A 17,515-nucleotide genomic window follows, 5' to 3' on the forward strand; every position below is an offset into this window, starting at 1 on the left:
CTCGGGATGCGCCGCGAAAGAGAATATTCTTATCGCCATCTGCTCAAAGTATAAAAATATCCGCTTTTGCGAAGGCTGATGCTGAAGGTGTATAGGAACATTCATCTACGGCCACGGGCCGAAGCAGAAGAGATCCCGTCATGACTACCGCAATTCCCCGGACCGGCACAGCCGGAGCCGGTTCAAAACCGTTCTATGCCAGCTTCGGCTTCCAGGTTCTGGCGGCCATGGTGATCGGCCTCGTGCTGGGCTGGATCGCGCGCAACATGGGCCCGGTCGCGCCCGGCCAGCCGAACTGGCTGACCGTCACGCTCTCGACCACCGGCTCGATCTTCGTGCAGCTCCTGCAGGCACTGGTGCCGCCGCTGATCTTCACGGCGATCGTCGCCTCGATCAGCAATCTCCGCCAGCTCTCGAACGCCGCCGCGCTGGTCTGGCAGACGCTGCTCTGGTTCGCGATCACCGCCTTCATCGCGGTGCTGATCGGCATCGCGCTCGGCCTCGTCATCCAGCCCGGCATCAATGCCGGCGTCGCGGCCGCCAGCGCCAAGCCGCCGGGCTCCGTCGGCTCCTGGCTCGACTTCCTCAAGGGTCTCGTGCCCGCCAACATGTTCGGCCTGCAGGCGACGACGCGTGTCGAGGGCAGCGGCGCGACCACCCGTCTCGGCTTCAACGTGCTGCAATTGCTGGTGATCTCGATCGTCGTCGGCGTTGCCGCGCTGAAGGTCGGCGAGCGCGCCAACAGCTTCCTCGCGCTGAACGAGTCGTTCCTCGCGATCGTCCGCAAGATCCTGTGGTGGGTGATCCGCCTGACGCCGATCGGCACTATCGGCCTGCTCGGCAATGCCGTCGCGCAGTACGGCTGGCAGACCCTGGAGCAGCTCTCCTGGTACGCCTTCGCGATCTATCTCGGCCTCGCGATCGTGCTGCTCGTCGTCTATCCCGCACTGCTCGTGCTGCACGGCCTCTCGCCGGCGCGCTTCTTCGCCGGCGCCTGGCCGGCGATCCAGCTCGCCTTCGTCTCGCGCTCCTCGATCGGCACTCTGCCGGTGACCGAGGCCGTGACCGAGAAGAGCCTCGGCGTGCCCCGCGAATACGCCGCCTTCGCCGTGCCGCTTGGCGCGACCACGAAGATGGACGGCTGCGCCGCGATCTATCCGGCTATCTCCGCGATCTTCGTCGCGCAGTTCTATGGCGTGCCGCTCGGCATCCAGGAATACGTCCTGATCGCCTTCGTCTCGGTGATCGGCTCGGCCGCGACCGCCGGCCTCACCGGGGCTACCGTGATGCTGACGCTGACGCTCTCGACGCTCGGCCTGCCGCTGGCCGGTGTTGGCCTGCTGCTCGCCATCGACCCGATCCTCGACATGGGCCGCACGGCGGTGAACGTCGCCGGTCAGGCGTTGGTGCCGACCCTCGTCGCCAAGCGGCAGGGCATGCTCGATCAGGCGCAATACGACCGCGCCGGCGATATCGAGGCGATCGACGCCAGCCCGCGGGCGGCGTGACGATAAAGGGCCTGGGGCGATTACCGCCTCAGGCCATCACCTTGCTGACGATCTGCTTCAGCGCCGAGCCGTCGCGCTCCAGCCAGCCGGGAACCGGCAGGTTCTTGGAGCGCAGGAATTCCGGATTGAACAGCTTCGACTGGTAGCGCGTGCCGTAGTCGCAGAGCACCGTCACGATGGTGTGGCCCGGCCCCATCTGCTGCGCCAACCGGATCGCGCCAGCGACATTGATGCCCGACGAGCCGCCGAGGCACAGGCCCTCCTGCTCCAGCAGGTCGAACACGATCTGCACCGCTTCCGCATCCGGGATCTGGAAGGCGATATCGACCGGCGCATCCACCAGATTGGCGGTGATCCGGCCCTGGCCGATGCCCTCGGTGATCGAGGAGCCCTCGGCCTTGAGCACGCCGTCGGTATAGTAGGAATAAAGCGCTGCGCCCATCGGATCGGCGAGGCCGATCGTCACCTTGGGGTTGCGCGCCTTGAGCGCCATGCCGACGCCCGCGAGCGTTCCGCCCGAGCCGACCGCGCAGATGAAGCCGTCGACGCTGCCGGCGGTTTGCTCCCAGATTTCCGGGCCGGTTGTGTCGAGATGGCCCTGCCGGTTCGCGACATTGTCGAACTGGTTGGCCCAGACCGCGCCGTTCGGCTCGGCCTTCGCCAATTCCTCGGCGAGACGGCCAGAGACCTTCACGTAATTGTTGGGATTGGCGTAGGGCGCGGCCGGCACCTCGACCAGCGTCGCGCCGGCCAGCCGCAGCATGTCCTTCTTTTCCTGCGACTGCGTCTCCGGGATGACGATGACCGAGCGATAGCCCAGCGCATTGCCGACGAGCGCGATACCGATGCCGGTATTGCCGGCCGTGCCCTCGACGATGACGCCGCCGGGTTTCAACTGTCCCTTTGCTTCGGCATCGCGGATGATCGCGAGCGCGGCGCGGTCCTTCACCGATTGGCCGGGATTCATGAACTCGGCCTTGCCGAGGATGGTGCAGCCGGTTTCCGCTGAGGCGCGTTCGAGCTTGATGAGGGGAGTGTTGCCGATGGCTTCGATGACGCCGTTGCGGATAGTCATGGCAGGATTTCCCAATTCGTCCCTGACCTGATAGGCGAAAGCATCTCAGCGGTCATCAGTGAGCGAGCCTTTCGCCCCGAGTTCGGAACAATGCCAGTCGCCAAGCCGCAAGCCGGAGAAATTTCTTCTCCGAAGCTCGCCATGAATGAAGTTCTCACCATTGATCGCCTCGGTCAGAAGGGCGATGGCATCGTGCAGGCCGCCTCCGGCAGCATCTTCATTCCCTATGCGCTGCCGGGCGAGACCGTGCGTGCGGTGGTCGATGGCGAGCGCGGCCAGCTCGTCGAGATCATCGCACCCTCCGAGTCCCGTATCGCCGCGATCTGCCCGCTCTTCACCCGCTGCGGCGGCTGCGCGGCCCAGCACATGGCGCCCGGCCTCTATCGCGAATGGAAGCGCCAGCAGGTCGTCACCGCCCTGAGCCGCGCCGGCATCGAGGCGCCGGTCGGCGATCTCGTCGACGCCCATGGTGCAGGCCGCCGCCGCGTCACCTTCCATGCCCGCCGGCAGGGCGAGGCGATGGTCGTCGGCTTCATGGCGGCGCGCAGCCATGATCTGATTTCGGTCGAGGCTTGCCCGGTGCTGGCGTCGGGGCTCGATCGCGCACCCGCTGTCGCGCTTATGCTGGCGAACCGCATGGGCGGCGCCAACAAGCCGCTCGATATCCAGGTCACCGCCTCGGAAGCCGGGCTCGATGTCGATATCCGCGGCCATGGCCCGCTCGGTGACAAGCTGAGGCTCGCCCTGACTCAGCTCGCCGAGCGGCTTGATCTCGCCCGGCTCTCCAACCATGGCGAGATCGTCGTCGAGCGCCGCCCGCCCTTGCAGCGCATGGGCAGGGCACTGGTCGCGCCGGCCGCAGGTGGCTTCCTGCAGGCGACGGCGGCGGGCGAGGAGGTGCTCGCCGGGCTGGTCATGGCGGCGTTGCCCAAGGGCAAGCGCGCGGCCGATCTCTTCGCCGGCTGTGGCCCGTTCAGCTTCCGCATCGCGGAGAAGATGCAGGTGCTCGCCATCGAGAGCGACAAGGCGGCGATGCTGGCACTGGCCAAGGGCGCCGGCGCGACGCAGGGGCTAAAACCCATCGCGACCGAAACGCGCGACCTGTTCCGCCGCCCGCTCCTGGAGCATGAACTCAACGGTTTCGACGTGATCGTGCTCGATCCGCCGCGGGCCGGTGCGGAGGCGCAGGTCAAGCGCTTGGCAGCTTCCAAGGTCAAGGACGTGATCTACGTCTCCTGCGATCCGGCGAGCTTCGCACGCGACGCCGCGACCCTCGTTGCGGGCGGCTATGCGCTGGAGGCCGTGACGCCGGTCGACCAGTTCCGCTATTCCGCTCATGTCGAGCTCGTCGGCGTGTTCCGGCGGGGCAGGAAGGGCTAGGGCTTCAGGATGAGCGCAATTCTCGATCGCATGGCCGGCATCGTCGGCGCGAAGAACATCATCACCGATGCCGACGCGATGGTGCCCTATCTCAAGGAATGGCGCGATCTCTTCCGCGGCAAGGCGCAGGGCATTGTCCGTCCCGGCTCGACCGCCGAGGTCGCCGAGCTGGTGAAGCTCGCGGCCGAGACCGGCACGGTTCTGGTGCCGCAGGGCGGCAATACCGGCCTTGTCGGCGGCCAGATCCCGATCTCCGAGGGCAGGGAGGTCATCCTCTCGCTGCAGCGCCTCGACAAGATCCGCGCCGTCGATACCGATGGCGACACGATGATCGTCGAGGCCGGCGTCACGCTGAAGCGCGCGCAGGATGCGGCGGAAGCGGCCGGCCGGCTCTTCCCGCTCTCACTGGCGTCGGAAGGCTCCTGCACCATCGGTGGCAACCTCTCGACCAATGCCGGCGGCACCGCCGTGCTGGCCTATGGCAATGCCAGGGAGCTCTGCATGGGTCTTGAGGTCGTGCTGCCGGACGGGCGCATCTGGAACGGTCTGCGCCAGCTCCGCAAGGACAATACCGGTTACGACCTCAAGAACCTCTTCATCGGTGCCGAAGGCACGCTCGGCATCATCACGGCGGCAGTGCTGAAGCTCTTCCCCGCGCCGGCGGCGCGGGCGACCGCCTTCCTCGCGGTGCCCAATCCGGCGGCGGCGCTTGAGCTGCTGAACGCGGCCAAGGCCGGTGCCGGCGGCACGCTTACCACCTTCGAACTGATGCCGCGCATCGGCATGGATTTCGTCCTGCGCCACGCTTCCGGCACGCGCGACCCGCTCTCCGAGCCGTCGCCCTGGTATGTGCTGATGGAGGTCTCGGCCCAGCAGGCCTCGGGGCTCGACGAGCATGTCGAGACCTTCCTCGGCGAGGCCCTGGAGAAGGGCATCGTCACCGATGCGGCCCTGGCGGGCTCGCTGACCCAGCGCGCCGATTTCTGGAAGCTGCGCGAGATGCTCTCCGAGGTGCAGACCTATGAGGGCGGCTCGATCAAGCACGACGTCTCGGTGCCGATCCATGCGACGCCCGAATTCCTGGCGCGCGCCATCGCGGCTGTGGAGGCGATGGTGCCGGGCTGCCGGCCCGTGCCCTTCGGCCATCTCGGCGACGGCAACATCCATTTCAACGTCAGCCAGCCGGTCGGCGCCGACAAGGCTGCCTATCTCGCCCGCTGGAGCGAGATGAACGAGGCGGTCCACGGCATCGTCGCGGAGCTTCACGGTTCGATCTCCGCAGAGCACGGCATCGGCCGCCTCAAGCGCGACCTGCTGCCCGGCGTGAAGGACCCGGTCGAACTCGATCTGATGCGGACGCTGAAGCGCATGCTCGATCCCAAGCGGATTCTCAATCCGGGCGCCGTGCTGGCGCAGGACTGAGCCACGGACTGATCGTCCAATCGGCAGCCTGCACCACGCAAGGCCGCCGCCGGAGGCTCCTGCTCAAAAATTTGGCAGGAAGGCCGTTCCGCTCGATTGACCGCTTTTCGCGGCATCTCTAGCCTTCGCCCTCATAACGATAACATGAGGGGTTGGCTGCTATGATCGGCGTGAAGCGGATGCTGTCGAATTGTGCGCGCAGGCGGGGCAGGGGACCGACGCGCCGCGCGCTCGCCGCGCTGGCTCTGGCCGGAGCGGCTGCGATGGCCGGCGCACTGCCCGCCGCTGCCCAGACGCCGATCAAGTTCACGCTCGATTGGGTCTTCCAGGGCCCGACCTCACCCTTCCTCGTCGCGCTCGACAAGGGCTACTACAAGGCCGAGGGGCTCGACGTGACCATGGACCCCGGCCAGGGCTCGGCCGGCGCGGTCCAGCGCGTCGCGACCGGCGCCTACGACATCGGCTTCGCCGACGTGAACTCGCTGATCGAGTACAACGCCAAGAACGCCGGCAAGGAAATCCTCTGCGTCTTCATGGCCTATGATTTCCCGCCCTTCGGCGTCCACGCGTTGAAGAAGAGCGGCATCACCAAGCCGACGGACCTCGCCGGCAAGAAGCTCGGCGCGCCCGTCTTCGACGCCTCGTTTCGCCTCTTCCCGGCCTTCGCCAAGAAGAACGGCATCGACGCGGCCTCCGTCCAGCACGTCAACCTGACCCCGCAATTGCGCGAGCAGTCGCTGGTGCAGGGCACGGTCGACTTCATCTCCGGCCATTATTTTTCGTCGATCCTCGACCTGAAGGCCCGCGGCGTGAAGCCGGAAGATGTCGTCTCCTTCAACTACTCCGACTACAAGATGGACGTTTACGGCAACGGCATCATCGTCTCGCCGGCGTTGGCCGCGAAGCCGGAGGTCGTGACCGGCTTCCTGCGCGCCACCGCCAAGGCCTGGCGGGAAGTCGCCGCCAACCCGGCCGTCGGCATCGCCGCCGCCAAGAAGCGCGATCCGCTGATCGACGAGAAGCTGGAGGCCGAGCGCCTCGACATGTCGCTCAGGCTCAATGTGCTCACCTCCTTCGTGAAGGCGAACGGCATGGGTGATGTCGATCCCGCGCGCTTCGCCCGCTCGGTCAAGGATGTCGCCGAGGCCTTCGGCCTGCCGTCCGCGCCCGAGCCGGACAAGGTTTTCACCGGCAAGTTCCTGCCGCCGAAGGCGGAGCGGATGCTCGGCCCCTGATCCTCAGCCGTCATGGCCGGGCCAGACCCGGCCATCGCGCCCGAGCCTTTTCCTCCCCGAGCTTCTCGGGGCAAGCCCGAGACGACGCCCGGATGGCTGAAACACACGAAAGTCCCCTCGTCGAACTGCGGCAGGTCAGCCTCGCCTATGGCAGCGGGCCAAGCCGCATGCAGGCGCTGGAGGACGCGACGCTTACCATCGCCAAGGGCGAGTTCATTGCCGTGGTCGGCCCGTCCGGCTGCGGCAAGTCGACCCTGATGAAGCTCGTCACCGGGTTGCTGCCGCCGACCGGCGGCGAGGTCCGCGTGCACGGCCAGGTGGTGAAGGGGCCGATCCGCGGCGTCGGCATGGCCTTCCAGGCGCCGACGCTGATGCCCTGGCGCTCGACGCTCGACAACATCCTGCTGCCGCTGGAGGTGGTCGAGCCGCACAAGCGCCGTTTCCGCGCCAACAAGGCCGAATATGTCGCGCGCGGCGAGGCACTGCTGGCTTCGGTCGGGCTCGGCGGCTTCGGCCAGAAATATCCCTGGCAGCTCTCGGGCGGCATGCAGCAGCGCTCGAGCCTGTGCCGCGCGCTCGTCCATGAACCCGATATCCTGATGCTCGACGAGCCTTTCGGCGCGCTCGACGCCTTCACGCGCGAAGAGCTCTGGGGCGTGATGCAGAAGCTCTGGATGGAGCGTCGCTTCACGGCGGTTTTGGTCACACATGACCTGCGCGAGGCCGTCTATCTCGCCGACACCGTCTACGTGATGAGCCGGCGCCCTGGAAAGATCGTCAAGATCCGCAAGATCGAATTGCCGCGCCCGCGGACGCTGGAGACGACCTTCACGGTCGAGTTCGTCGACATCGTCCATGAACTGCGCGAGCGCATTCACATGGAGCATGCGTGATGCGGGCCCCGGCAGGACAAAGATCATGACGGAACCTCAGAAGCGTATCCTGCTTCTCGCCATGCCCTGGCTCGCCATGGGCGGGCTGCTGCTGGCCTGGGAGATCGCCTGTATCGTCTTCGACGTGCCGGAAATCCTGGCGCCGCGCCCGAGCCGCATCATCGAGACGATGATCCTGCGCTGGGACATCCTGCTGCGCTTCTGCCTGGAGACGCTCTGGACGACGCTGATCGGCTTCGCGCTCGCGATCGGCTTCGGCCTGCTGCTCGGCCTCGCCGTTGGCGCATCGCCCTTCGTTTATTCGGGCCTCTACCCGCTGCTGATCGCCTTCAACGCGATCCCGAAGGTCGCGATCGTGCCGATCCTGATGATCTGGGTCGGCGTCGGCGCCTTGCCGGCGGTGATTACCGCCTTCGTCATCTCCTTCTTCCCGATCGTCGTGAACGTCGCGACGGGCCTCGCCACCATCGAGCCCGAGATGCGCGACGTGATGCGCTCGCTCGGCGCCAGCCAATGGGAAATCCTGACCAAGGTCGGCGTGCCCCGCGCGATGCCCTATCTGTTCGCCAGCCTGAAGGTCGCGGTGACGCTCGCCTTCGTCGGCTCGGTGCTGTCGGAGACGGTCGGCGGCAATCGCGGAATCGGCTTCCTGATGCTCTCGGCCGGCGCGCGTAACGACGCGCCGACGACCTTCGCCGGGCTCTTCTCCATCGCCATCATGGGCATCGCGCTTTATGCGCTCTGCGCCCTGGTCGAGCGGCGGATGACCCGCTGGGCCTTCCGCGGCGAGATCGTCGCCTGAGCTTAGACCGCTATTTGAGCATCAGATTGTTCCGAAAAGTGGATTCCGCTTTTCGGTCCGATGCTCAGGGCGTCGCGACGTAACCGTCGCGGCGCGGATCGGCGGCGCCGGTGAACACGCCGGTCGACGGATCGACCGCGACCGCCTGCATGCCGCCGCAGCGCATCGTCCAGCCGACATCGAAGGCGCGCGCCTCGTGCCCGCGCCTGACCAGCTCGGCGATCGTCTCCGGCGCGATGCGGTTCTCGATCTCGACGAGACGGCCGTCCCAGAGGCGCGCCCTCGGCGCCTCGATCGCCTCCTGAAGCGGCAGGCCGTAGACGAGATGCTGGACCATGGCCTGCGCCTGCGTCTGCATGATGCCGTAGCTGCCGGGCGTGCCGAGCGCGAGCACCGGCTTGCCGTCGCGGGTCGAGAGCGTCGGCGACATGCACATCGGCAGTTCGTCGCCCGGCTTCGAGCGGTTCGGGCTGCCGGGCTGGACGTCGGCCCAGTACAGGAAGTTGTTGAAGCAGAGCCCCGTGCCGGGAACGACCACGCCGCTGCCGAACGGGCTGCCCAGGCTCTGCGTGATGCAGATCAGGTTGCCCTCGCTGTCGGCCACCGAGAGCGACGTCGTGTGCGCCGGGTCTTCCTTGTCCTGCGGCACCCATTGCTCGGTCGGGCCGGTTACCGGTTGGCCGTCGGTCAGGCGCTGGCGCAGACGCGCGACCGAAGCCTCCGACATGATCTCGGCGAGCTTCTCCGGCGAGGGGTTGTTATGGGCGATGCGCTCGCCGGCCGCGAGGCGGATCGCGCGATAGACGAGGTCGAGATGATCCGCCCCGTCCCTCGGCTTCGACGCGAGATCGATCCCATCGAGCAGGCGCAGGGTCAGCAGGAACTGGAAGCCCTCGCAGGGCGGCGGCGGCACATGTACCGACAGCCCCTTGAAGCTCGCCGCCATCGGCTCGCGCCAGACCGTCTTCACGGCCGCGAGATCAGCCATGGTCAGCGAGCCGCCGAGCGCCTGAAGATGCGCGATGACGGTCTCGCCGAGCGCGCCGCGATAGAAATGATCCGGCCCCTTCTCGGCAATCTCGCTCAGCGTCTTCGCGAGATCGGACTGCACGAGCACGGAGCCGAGATGCATCGCGCCGCTGGGCTGGTAGTTCTTCGCCCAGGCCGGGTAGAGCGCGGGAATCTTCTCCAGCAGCGGGTCGTTCTCCTCGAATTCCGCCGCGCCGAACTCGGCCAGCGCGAAGCCGTCCCGTGCCAGCGTGATTGCCGGCGCGAAGACCTCGGCCAGCGACTTGCGGCCATAGGTCTTCACCAGCTCGCACCAGCCGGCGAGATTGCCGGGCGAGGCGACGGCGAGCGCGCCGCGTTCCAGGTCAGTGCGCTTGCTGAAGCGATTGGCAGGGAAGCTCGCCGGGATCGGCGGCACGAAATCGAGCACGCGCACCCGCTTCTCGGCCGCGACCCACATTGTCGAGAGGCCCATGCCGGCAAGCCCGGACATGAAGGGCTCGACCACGTTGAGCGCGGCGGCCGTGGCCGCCGCCGCATCGAAGGCGTTGCCGCCCTGCGCCAGCAATTTCGCGCCGGCCTGCGCCGCCAGGGGATGGGCCGCGGCGACCATGCCGTGGCGGGAGGTCATGGTGGGGCGGCGGCCGTGCATCTTCAGTCTCCTCCTCGTCGTCTTCTGATGGCGATCAGAGCACGAATCCGGCGCTAGAACAGGCTACCTTGCCCGTCATCCGCGGGAGGCCGGGCCGCTTTGCGCGCATGGCGCTTCGGTTCCTCGGGAGCTTCTTCTTGCGGAAGCTCGGCCAGCGGCAATTGAATCTCGGCCGCGTCGTTCGCGACCTTGTTGACGTCATTGCCGATCGCGACGGCCTCCAGCAGGTCGTCCGGCGGCGGCTTCAGCAGTCGCCCGGTCTGCTCAGGCGTGGCCTGAGGGTCGAGCCAGGCCTGGTAGTCGCTGGGGTCGAGGATAATCGGGCTGCGATGATGGATCGGGGCCATCGTGCCGTTCGCCGGCCCCGTCATCATCGCGACGGTGTCGATTTCCGAACCATCCGGCGAATGCCAGGTCTCCCACAGCGCGGCGAAGGCGAAGGGGCCGCGATCGGGCTTGCGGAACAGGAAGGCCTCGTTGCGAGCCTGCTTGCCGGTGCCGCTACGCCGCCATTCATAGAAGGCGTCCGCCGGCAGCAGGCAGCGTCGCCGCGTCAGGGCGTTGCGGAAGGAGGGTTTCTCGGCGGCGCTCTCGATCCGGATATTGATGACGAGCGGGAAATCCTTGGGGTCCTTGACCCAGCCGGGGATAAAACCCCAGCGCATCAGCATGAACTGCCGCGCCCCGTCATGCAGCCTGACGATCGGCACCGGCTGCGTCGGCGCGATATTGTAGCGCGGCGGAAAATTCGGCTGCTCGCGATAACCGAAGGTTTCGCGCATCGCCTCGGGTGGCAAAGTGATCGCATAGCGTCCGCACATGGCTGCTGTTTACGTCGAGACGAGCGCTCGGAATCAACACTTTATTTGCGGTTGCACCAACATAGTCGCGCCGATTTGGGGTAGCGGATGAGCGTCATCGCGACGGACATGCTGGCTGGAACGGCGGCCGAACGGCTTGATGCCGGTGTCCACCCGCGTCTATCGACCGATTTTCTCAACCGCTACAGCGAAGCTCTGATGCTGATCGAGATGGTCGCGATGGATGACAGCATCCTCGCCGATCTCCAGGCTTGGCGGGCTGTCGGCTACCGCGAGCATTTTGCCACATCGGCCTTGCGCTGTGCCGCTTCGGCACTCGCTGCCTATGACGACCTCAATCCGAACAGGGCCCGGGCCTTCGACGAGGCCTGCAATGCGATGACGCGGCTGGTGCGCACGGTGACTGCGCTGCTCGCGGAAACGCCGCCTCAGCCTGAGCTGCCCGTCATCATCGAGGTCGCCAGCGAGGCCCTGCGCCGGCAGATCGCCCGCACGACCCAGTTCATCAACGCGAACGGCTCGATCGATATCGGGAAGTTCGAGGATACGGCCCTGCAAGCGCAGATCGACGCCTTGCTCGCGCGCTGATCAGGCGGGCCGCCGCGCACCCACGAGAAACTCACGATTGCCGTCACCGCCCTCGATCGGTGAGGGGATCGGCCCTTCGACCGCGAAGCCCAGCTCTCGCAGCACCGCGACGATCTCGTCGCAGACCTGGAGCTGGATCGCCTCATCGCGGACGATGCCCTTCTTGAGCGCGGCACGGCCGGCCTCGAATTGCGGCTTGATCAGCGCGGCGATGCCGGCCTTTGGCGCGAGCAGCGCGGAGACAGCCGGCAACACCAGCTTCAGCGAGATGAAGCTGACATCGATCGCGGCGAGGCCCGGCCGCTCCGGTAGGGCCTCGATATCCAGCGTGCGGATGTCCTGTCCTTCAAAGCTGGTGACGCGTGGATCGGCTCGCAGCGAGTGATGCAACTGGTCGCGCCCGACATCGACGGCGACGACATGGCGGGCGCCGCGCTGCAAGAGCAGGTCGGTGAAGCCGCCGGTCGAGGAGCCGACATCGAGGCAGGTCAGCCCCTGCGGATCGAAACCGAAGGCATCGAGCGCGCCCGCCAGTTTCAGCCCGCCGCGCGAGACGTAAGGGTGCGGCGCCTGCGCGGTTAGCTCCGCATCATCGGCCACCATTTCCGAAGCCTTGCGCACGGTCGAGCCATTGACCGTAACGAGCCCCGCCGCGATCGCGGCCTGCGCCCGCGCACGGCTCTCGAAGAAGCCGCGCTCGACGAGCAACTGGTCGGCTCGGCTCTTCATGCAGGTGCCGTCAGGCCAGCTTCACCGCGCTGGGCTGGCCCAGTGCGCTCTCGACGGCCTTGACGATGCCGGCGGCGTCGAGCCCGGCGGCGGCATACATCGCGTCCGGCTTGTCATGGTCCTGGAAGACGTCGGGCAGCGTCAGACTCCTGACCTTCAGGCCGGCATCGAGCGCGCCGTTCTGCGCCAGCAGATGCAGGACATGGCTGCCGAAGCCGCCGACCGAGCCTTCCTCGACCGTGACGAGAACCTCGTGCTCGCGGGCGAGCTTCAGGATCAGCGCCTCGTCGAGTGGCTTGGCAAAGCGCGCGTCGGCGACCGTGGTCGACAGGCCGCGCTGGGCCAGTAATTCCGCGGCCTTGAGACATTCGGCAAGGCGTGTTCCGAGCGAAAGCAGCGCGATCCGCGTGCCCTCGCGGACGACTCGGCCCTTGCCGATTTCGAGGGGCACGCCGATATCGGGGATCTCGATGCCGACGCCTTCGCCACGCGGATAGCGGAAGGCGATCGGCCCTTCGTCATAGGCCGTGGCGGTCGCGACCATATGGGTCAGCTCCGCCTCGTCGGCGGCCGCCATCACCACCATGTCCGGCAGGCAGGCGAGATAGGCGATGTCGAAGGAGCCGGCATGGGTCGCGCCATCGGCGCCGACGAGCCCGGCGCGGTCCAGCGCGAAACGCACCGGCAGCTTCTGGATCGCCACGTCATGGACGATCTGGTCGTAGGCGCGCTGCATGAAGGTCGAGTAGATCGCCACGAAGGGCTTGTAGCCCTCGGTGGCGAGCCCGGCCGCGAAGGTCACGGCGTGCTGCTCGGCGATGCCGACATCGAAGGTGCGGCCCGGAAACTCCTTGCCGAAGGCGTCGAGCCCCGTGCCGGACGGCATGGCGGCAGTGACGGCGACGACCTTGTCGTCCTCGCGCGCCTGCTTGATCAGGGCCTGGGCAAAGACATTGGTGTAGCTCGGCGCGTTCGCCGGCGCCTTGGCCTGCTGGCCGGTGACGGGGTCGAACTTGACCACGCCATGGTACTTGTCTGCGCTGGCCTCGGCCGGGGCGTAGCCCTTACCCTTCTGCGTCACGACATGGACCAGTATAGGCCCGTCCCCGGCGTCGCGGACATTGCGCAGCACCGGCAGCAGATGGTCGAGATTATGCCCGTCGATCGGCCCGACATAATAGAAGCCGAGCTCCTCGAACATCGTCCCGCCGGTCCAGAAGCCGCGGGCATATTCCTCGGTGCGCCTGGCCTTGTCATGGAAGAAGCGCGGCAGCTTCTCGGCGAGCTGCTTGGCGACCTCGCGGATCGAGCGATAGGTCCGCCCCGAGACGAGCCGCGCCAGATACGCCGACATCGCGCCGACCGGCGGGGCGATCGACATGTCGTTGTCGTTGAGGATGACGATGAGGCGCGAGCCGAGCGCGCCGGCATTGTTCATGGCCTCATAGGCCATGCCGGCCGACATCGCGCCGTCGCCGATCACGGCGATGACGTTGTTCTGCTCGCCCTTGAGATCGCGCCCGACCGCCATGCCGAGCCCGGCCGAGATCGAGGTCGAGGAATGCGCGGCACCGAACGGGTCGTAGTCGCTCTCGGCGCGCTTGGTGAAGCCCGAGAGGCCGCCCGGCTGGCGCAGCGTGCGGATACGCTCGCGCCGCCCGGTCAGGATCTTGTGCGGATAGGCCTGGTGGCCGACATCCCAGATCAGGCGGTCGCGCGGCGTGTCGAAGACATGATGTAGCGCGACGGTGAGCTCGACCACGCCTAAGCCCGCGCCGAGATGCCCACCGGTGACGGAGACGGCGTCGATCGTCTCGAGCCGGAGCTCGTCGGCGACCTGGCGCAGCTTCGCGTCGTCGAGGGCCCGCAGGTCGGCGGTGTCGTGGATCGTGTCGAGGAGCGGCGTGGCGGGACGGGGCACGAGGCTGTCTGATCCTTCGCTGGGATGCCCTCGAAATAGAGCCTGCGCGGCGCGCATGCAAACCGCAGTTGCGGTTTCGACCAAGTCGACGGCGCGCGCGTCGCTTTGCCACGAAACGGGTGGTTCCGGTGCCGGCAACGCATTTCAGTGCGCTGACGACTGTTTCCGGGGACGCTGGCTCATGCAACCGACCGACACGACGCCATTACCGACGGCATTTCGCCGCATCGGCTGGTCCAATCTCTTCGCCCAGTTCTCGGAGCAGATCGCGTTGGCCGCCGCACCTTTGGCCGCCGTGCTGCTGCTCGCGGCAGGCCCGGCCGAGACCGGCTGGCTGCAGACGGCGCAGACCTTGCCTTTCCTCCTGCTGTCGATTCCCGCCGGGTTGATGGTCGATCGCGCCTCGCGGCGTCGGCTGATGGTCGGCACCGAAGTGCTGCGCGCCGTTTCGCTGCTCGCGATCCCGCTTTTGCTCGCAGCCGGGAGCTTGAATTTGCCCCGGCTCGCCTTGATCGGCGCGCTCGGCGCCATCGGCACCGTCTGCTACAGCGTCGCGGCGCCGGCTTTCGTTCCCTCCGTCGTGCCGCGCGAGCGGCTCGCCGATGCCAATCGCTGGCTGGAGCTGGCCCGCAGCGCCGCCTATGCCGGCGGACCGGCGCTCGGTGGTGCGCTCGTTGGCTGGATCGGCGTCTCCACGGCCTATGGGCTGGCGGCCGGGCTCTCCATTCTCGCGGCGATGCTGCTGGCAGGCCTGCCCCGAGATGAGGCGCCGTCAGGCCCGCGTCGCGACCTGCTGCATGATCTCAAGGAAGGCGCCCGCTTCGTCGCCGGCCACGACCTGCTCCGGCCGATCCTGATGACCGCGGTGTTCTTCAACGTGTCGTGGTTCATCTTCCAGGCGGTCTATGTCGCCTATGCCGTGCAGAACCTGGACCTGAGTGCCACGCAGGTCGGCGTCTCGCTCGGCATCTACGGTGCAGGCATGATCGTCGGTGCCATCCTCGCGCCGGCCATCGCCAGGCAGGTCACCTTCGGGACGCTGATCCTGCTCGGGCCCTTCGCCGGGCTCTGCGCGGCCGGCGTGATGTTCGCGACGCTCTGGCTGCCCTCGGTTTATCTGGTTGCCGCGAGCTTCTTCCTGTTCGGTGTCGGGCCGATCATCTGGACGATCTCGACCATGACATTGCGCCAGGCGGTGACGCCCAACGCCATGCTCGGCCGTGTCTCCGCGCTGATCATGACGGCGACCTTCGGCGCGCGGCCGATCGGCGCCGCGATCGGCGCCTCCGTTGCGGCAAACCTCGGCATCGCCGCCTGCCTGGGCCTCGCGGCCACAGGCTTCCTGATCCAGTTGTTGGTGATCGGTTTCTCGCGGGTGCCAAAGCTCAGGGACATCTCCGAGGCGGTCTGAAACGACCGGCTCAGCCCTCGGGCAGCGGGATGAACTCGCTCTCGTCGCCGGGCACGGTATCGAAGCGGCCGGTCTTCCATTCGTGCTTGGCCTGCTCGATCCGCTCCTTCGAGGAGGAGACGAAATTCCACCAGATGTTGCGCGGGCCGTCCATCGGCTCGCCGCCGACGATCATCACGCGGGCCTGGTCGATGGCGAGGATCGAGATGCGGTCGCCCGGCTTGAAGACGAGTAGCTGGCCGGCGCCGAACTCGTCGCCAGCGATATCGACCTTGCCGGAGACGATATAGATCGCGCGCTCGTCATAGTCGGGGTCGAGCGGCAGGATCGCGCCGGGCGAGAGCACGGCCTCGGCATAGGGCGCGTCCCACGGGAACTTCACCGGCGAGGTCTGGCCATAGGCCGAGCCCATGATCAGGCTGATGCGCTTGCCGCCCTCCACGATGCGGGGCAGCTCCTGCGCGCCGTGATGCTTGAACTCCGGCGCGATTTCTTCATGCGTCTTGGGCAGCGCGAGCCAGGCCTGGATGCCGTAGAGCTTCGGGCCGGTGGCGCGGGCCTCCATGCCGGTGCGCTCGGAATGGACGATGCCGCGCCCGGCGGTCATCAGGTTCACCGCGCCCGGCTTGATGGCGAGCGCCGTGCCCAGCGAGTCGCGATGCATGATCTCGCCGTCGAACAGATAGGTCACGGTCGAGAGCCCGATATGCGGGTGAGGGCGCACGTCGAGCCCTTCGCCGAGATGGAACTCGGCCGGGCCCATTTGGTCGAAGAAGATGAAGGGGCCGACCATGCGCTGGCCGATCGCCGGCAGCGCCCGGCGAACCTGGAAGCCGCCGAGATCATGGGAGCGGGGCACGATCACCTTTTCGATCGCCTCGCAGGAGCGAGCATCGCCCAGGATCGGATCGTCGGCGGGGAGTTGCGACATGAGGGCCTCCTTGGTTGAGGCCGAATCTCGCTCCGGAGAGGCGCGCAGGCAAGCGCCCGGCTGCAACCGGCCGCTGGCAGAAATGCAATGCCGCGGCACCTGGGGCGCCGCGGCATTGCGTGGTGATCTCGCCTATGAGTGTCGGCTCAATTCTCGACGTCGAGCGGTGCAGCGCCGGTCGGCTTGCCGTCGGCGCCGAGCGTGATGCGCTCGATGCGGGCTTCCGCCTGCTTCAGCAGCGCGTCGCAGCGGGCCTTCAGCGCTTCGCCGCGGGTGTAGATCGCGATCGATTCCTCGAGCGGGACATCGCCGCGCTCCAGCCGTGCGACGATGGCTTCGAGTTCCTTCATCGCCGCCTCGAAGGGCAGGGTGGCGACATCGGCGTTGGTCTTCTCTTCGCTCACGGCCTGATTCCTATTTGCGGGGGAGCTTATCGGCTGGACGGCCGTTTGCCGCAACCCGTCTCGGGGGCGCTGCTGACTCAGACCGGCAGGGCGGAGGTTTTCTTGATCGTGCGCAAGGTCAGTGTCGATTGCACGCGGGTGACGCCCGGCAGTTGCGTGATGATATCGGTATGGATACGCTCGAAATCGGCGCTGTCGCGATAGATCACGCGCATCAGATAGTCATGCGCGCCGGCGAGCAGATGGCATTCGAGAATCTCCGGCAGGCTCTGCACTGCTTGCTCGAAGCTTTCCAGCGAGGCGCGGCCCTGCTGGTCGAGCGTGACGAAGACGAAGGCCGTGCCGGGAAAGCCCGCGATCTTGTCGTCGAGCATCATCGCATAGCCGCGGATCAGGCCACTTTCCTCGAGCTGGCGCACGCGACGCAGGCAGGCCGAGGGCGACAGATGCACCTTCTCGGCTAGGTCCGAATTGGTGATGCGCCCGTCCTGCTGGAGAATCCGCAGGATGGAGCGGTCGCGCGAGTCGAGCTCGATCGTCATGGTCACGGGCAAGAGCCTCTAACAGAATCCGGAGGGGTCTCGACGCCGGCAATTCGTCCGCTCCACCAGGAGCGGGGTGAAGCCGATACCGTTGGTATCGGCAAGCGCCGCGACGCCGTGGGCGGTCGAAGTCCCGGCGCCGCAGGTGGGCTTTGGAGGGCCGCCTGCGGCGTCGGACCGACTTGCCGATATC

Annotated in this window: 16 protein-coding genes; 8 read left to right on the plus strand and 8 right to left on the minus strand. The window is 67.1% G+C overall.

Translation table 11 applies throughout. The annotated features are described in order from the left end of the window. The first annotated feature begins 140 nt into the window (after positions 1-140). Entirely contained in the window at positions 141-1,508 is a 1,368-nt protein-coding gene (locus NUV79_RS08170; protein WP_257732570.1) for a dicarboxylate/amino acid:cation symporter, read from the plus strand. Between the two features lie 28 nt (positions 1,509-1,536). Here the strand turns inward: NUV79_RS08170 and NUV79_RS08175 are convergent, their stop codons facing one another. After that, positions 1,537-2,583: a cysteine synthase A gene (locus NUV79_RS08175; RefSeq protein ID WP_257732571.1), complete on the minus strand. Its 1,047-nt coding sequence runs from the start codon at positions 2,581-2,583 to the stop codon at positions 1,537-1,539. 141 nt (positions 2,584-2,724) lie between these two features. On the opposite strand from NUV79_RS08175, the gene NUV79_RS08180 reads away from it, so the two are divergent. The 5 genes from NUV79_RS08180 (at position 2,725) to NUV79_RS08200 (ending at position 8,315) form a co-directional block, all read left to right on the plus strand. Beyond that, positions 2,725-3,963 carry a class I SAM-dependent RNA methyltransferase gene (locus NUV79_RS08180; RefSeq protein ID WP_257732572.1) on the plus strand — a complete coding sequence of 413 codons (1,239 nt, stop codon included), beginning with the start codon at positions 2,725-2,727 and terminating at the stop codon, positions 3,961-3,963. A 9-nt stretch (positions 3,964-3,972) separates the two neighbouring features. Continuing rightward, entirely contained in the window at positions 3,973-5,385 is a 1,413-nt protein-coding gene (locus NUV79_RS08185) for an FAD-binding oxidoreductase (RefSeq protein ID WP_257732573.1), read from the plus strand. Between the two features lie 263 nt (positions 5,386-5,648). Beyond that, positions 5,649-6,620, plus strand: a complete 972-nt coding sequence (locus tag NUV79_RS08190; RefSeq protein WP_257732574.1) for an ABC transporter substrate-binding protein — start codon at positions 5,649-5,651, stop codon at positions 6,618-6,620. Positions 6,621-6,712: 92 nt separating this feature from the next. Further along, a complete protein-coding gene (locus NUV79_RS08195) occupies positions 6,713-7,513 on the plus strand; it encodes an ABC transporter ATP-binding protein (protein WP_257732575.1) in 801 nt (266 codons plus the stop codon). Positions 7,514-7,538: 25 nt separating this feature from the next. Continuing rightward, positions 7,539-8,315 carry an ABC transporter permease gene (locus tag NUV79_RS08200; protein ID WP_257732576.1) on the plus strand — a complete coding sequence of 259 codons (777 nt, stop codon included), beginning with the start codon at positions 7,539-7,541 and terminating at the stop codon, positions 8,313-8,315. A 64-nt stretch (positions 8,316-8,379) separates the two neighbouring features. Here the strand turns inward: NUV79_RS08200 and NUV79_RS08205 are convergent, their stop codons facing one another. Next, positions 8,380-9,975: a gamma-glutamyltransferase family protein gene (locus NUV79_RS08205; RefSeq protein ID WP_257732577.1), complete on the minus strand. Its 1,596-nt coding sequence runs from the start codon at positions 9,973-9,975 to the stop codon at positions 8,380-8,382. Between the two features lie 53 nt (positions 9,976-10,028). Further along, the gene (locus tag NUV79_RS08210; protein WP_257732578.1) at positions 10,029-10,796 is read right to left on the minus strand and encodes an SOS response-associated peptidase; all 768 of its coding nucleotides are present in this window, start codon (positions 10,794-10,796) and stop codon (positions 10,029-10,031) included. Positions 10,797-10,883: 87 nt separating this feature from the next. On the opposite strand from NUV79_RS08210, the gene NUV79_RS08215 reads away from it, so the two are divergent. Further along, positions 10,884-11,384 carry a hypothetical protein gene (locus NUV79_RS08215; RefSeq protein WP_257732579.1) on the plus strand — a complete coding sequence of 167 codons (501 nt, stop codon included), beginning with the start codon at positions 10,884-10,886 and terminating at the stop codon, positions 11,382-11,384. Here NUV79_RS08215 and NUV79_RS08220 read toward each other — a convergent pair whose 3' ends face one another. Beyond that, complete coding sequence (locus NUV79_RS08220; RefSeq protein WP_257732580.1) at positions 11,385-12,113, minus strand: TlyA family RNA methyltransferase; 729 nt, start codon at positions 12,111-12,113, stop codon at positions 11,385-11,387. Between the two features lie 10 nt (positions 12,114-12,123). Continuing rightward, on the minus strand, positions 12,124-14,034 hold the full coding sequence (gene dxs, locus NUV79_RS08225; RefSeq protein ID WP_257732581.1) for a 1-deoxy-D-xylulose-5-phosphate synthase: 1,911 nt from the start codon (positions 14,032-14,034) through the stop codon (positions 12,124-12,126). 181 nt (positions 14,035-14,215) lie between these two features. Here dxs and NUV79_RS08230 point away from each other — a divergent pair, with 181 nt between their 5' ends. Beyond that, entirely contained in the window at positions 14,216-15,445 is a 1,230-nt protein-coding gene (locus NUV79_RS08230) for an MFS transporter (protein ID WP_257732582.1), read from the plus strand. 10 nt (positions 15,446-15,455) lie between these two features. On the opposite strand, the gene NUV79_RS08235 is transcribed toward NUV79_RS08230, so the two are convergent. The 3 genes from NUV79_RS08235 to NUV79_RS08245 form a co-directional block, all read right to left on the minus strand. Further along, entirely contained in the window at positions 15,456-16,376 is a 921-nt protein-coding gene (locus tag NUV79_RS08235) for a pirin family protein (RefSeq protein ID WP_257732583.1), read from the minus strand. Between the two features lie 146 nt (positions 16,377-16,522). After that, a complete protein-coding gene (locus tag NUV79_RS08240) occupies positions 16,523-16,780 on the minus strand; it encodes an exodeoxyribonuclease VII small subunit (protein WP_257732584.1) in 258 nt (85 codons plus the stop codon). A 77-nt stretch (positions 16,781-16,857) separates the two neighbouring features. After that, the gene (locus NUV79_RS08245) at positions 16,858-17,322 is read right to left on the minus strand and encodes an Lrp/AsnC family transcriptional regulator (RefSeq protein WP_173049670.1); all 465 of its coding nucleotides are present in this window, start codon (positions 17,320-17,322) and stop codon (positions 16,858-16,860) included. Positions 17,323-17,515 lie beyond the last annotated feature (193 nt).

Source organism: Allobosea sp. 47.2.35, assembly GCF_024655635.1.
Taxonomy (GTDB): domain Bacteria; phylum Pseudomonadota; class Alphaproteobacteria; order Rhizobiales; family Beijerinckiaceae; genus Allobosea.

Coding starts and splice junctions, on each gene's coding strand:
- NUV79_RS08170 (WP_257732570.1), top strand. CDS start 141: ATGACTACCGCAATTCCCCGGACCGGCACAGCCGGAGCCGGTTCAAAA.
- NUV79_RS08175 (WP_257732571.1), bottom strand. CDS start 2,583: ATGACTATCCGCAACGGCGTCATCGAAGCCATCGGCAACACTCCCCTC.
- NUV79_RS08180 (WP_257732572.1), top strand. CDS start 2,725: ATGAATGAAGTTCTCACCATTGATCGCCTCGGTCAGAAGGGCGATGGC.
- NUV79_RS08185 (WP_257732573.1), top strand. CDS start 3,973: ATGAGCGCAATTCTCGATCGCATGGCCGGCATCGTCGGCGCGAAGAAC.
- NUV79_RS08190 (WP_257732574.1), top strand. CDS start 5,649: ATGGCCGGCGCACTGCCCGCCGCTGCCCAGACGCCGATCAAGTTCACG.
- NUV79_RS08195 (WP_257732575.1), top strand. CDS start 6,713: ATGGCTGAAACACACGAAAGTCCCCTCGTCGAACTGCGGCAGGTCAGC.
- NUV79_RS08200 (WP_257732576.1), top strand. CDS start 7,539: ATGACGGAACCTCAGAAGCGTATCCTGCTTCTCGCCATGCCCTGGCTC.
- NUV79_RS08205 (WP_257732577.1), bottom strand. CDS start 9,975: ATGCACGGCCGCCGCCCCACCATGACCTCCCGCCACGGCATGGTCGCC.
- NUV79_RS08210 (WP_257732578.1), bottom strand. CDS start 10,796: ATGTGCGGACGCTATGCGATCACTTTGCCACCCGAGGCGATGCGCGAA.
- NUV79_RS08215 (WP_257732579.1), top strand. CDS start 10,884: ATGAGCGTCATCGCGACGGACATGCTGGCTGGAACGGCGGCCGAACGG.
- NUV79_RS08220 (WP_257732580.1), bottom strand. CDS start 12,113: ATGAAGAGCCGAGCCGACCAGTTGCTCGTCGAGCGCGGCTTCTTCGAG.
- NUV79_RS08230 (WP_257732582.1), top strand. CDS start 14,216: ATGCAACCGACCGACACGACGCCATTACCGACGGCATTTCGCCGCATC.
- NUV79_RS08235 (WP_257732583.1), bottom strand. CDS start 16,376: ATGTCGCAACTCCCCGCCGACGATCCGATCCTGGGCGATGCTCGCTCC.
- NUV79_RS08245 (WP_173049670.1), bottom strand. CDS start 17,322: ATGACGATCGAGCTCGACTCGCGCGACCGCTCCATCCTGCGGATTCTC.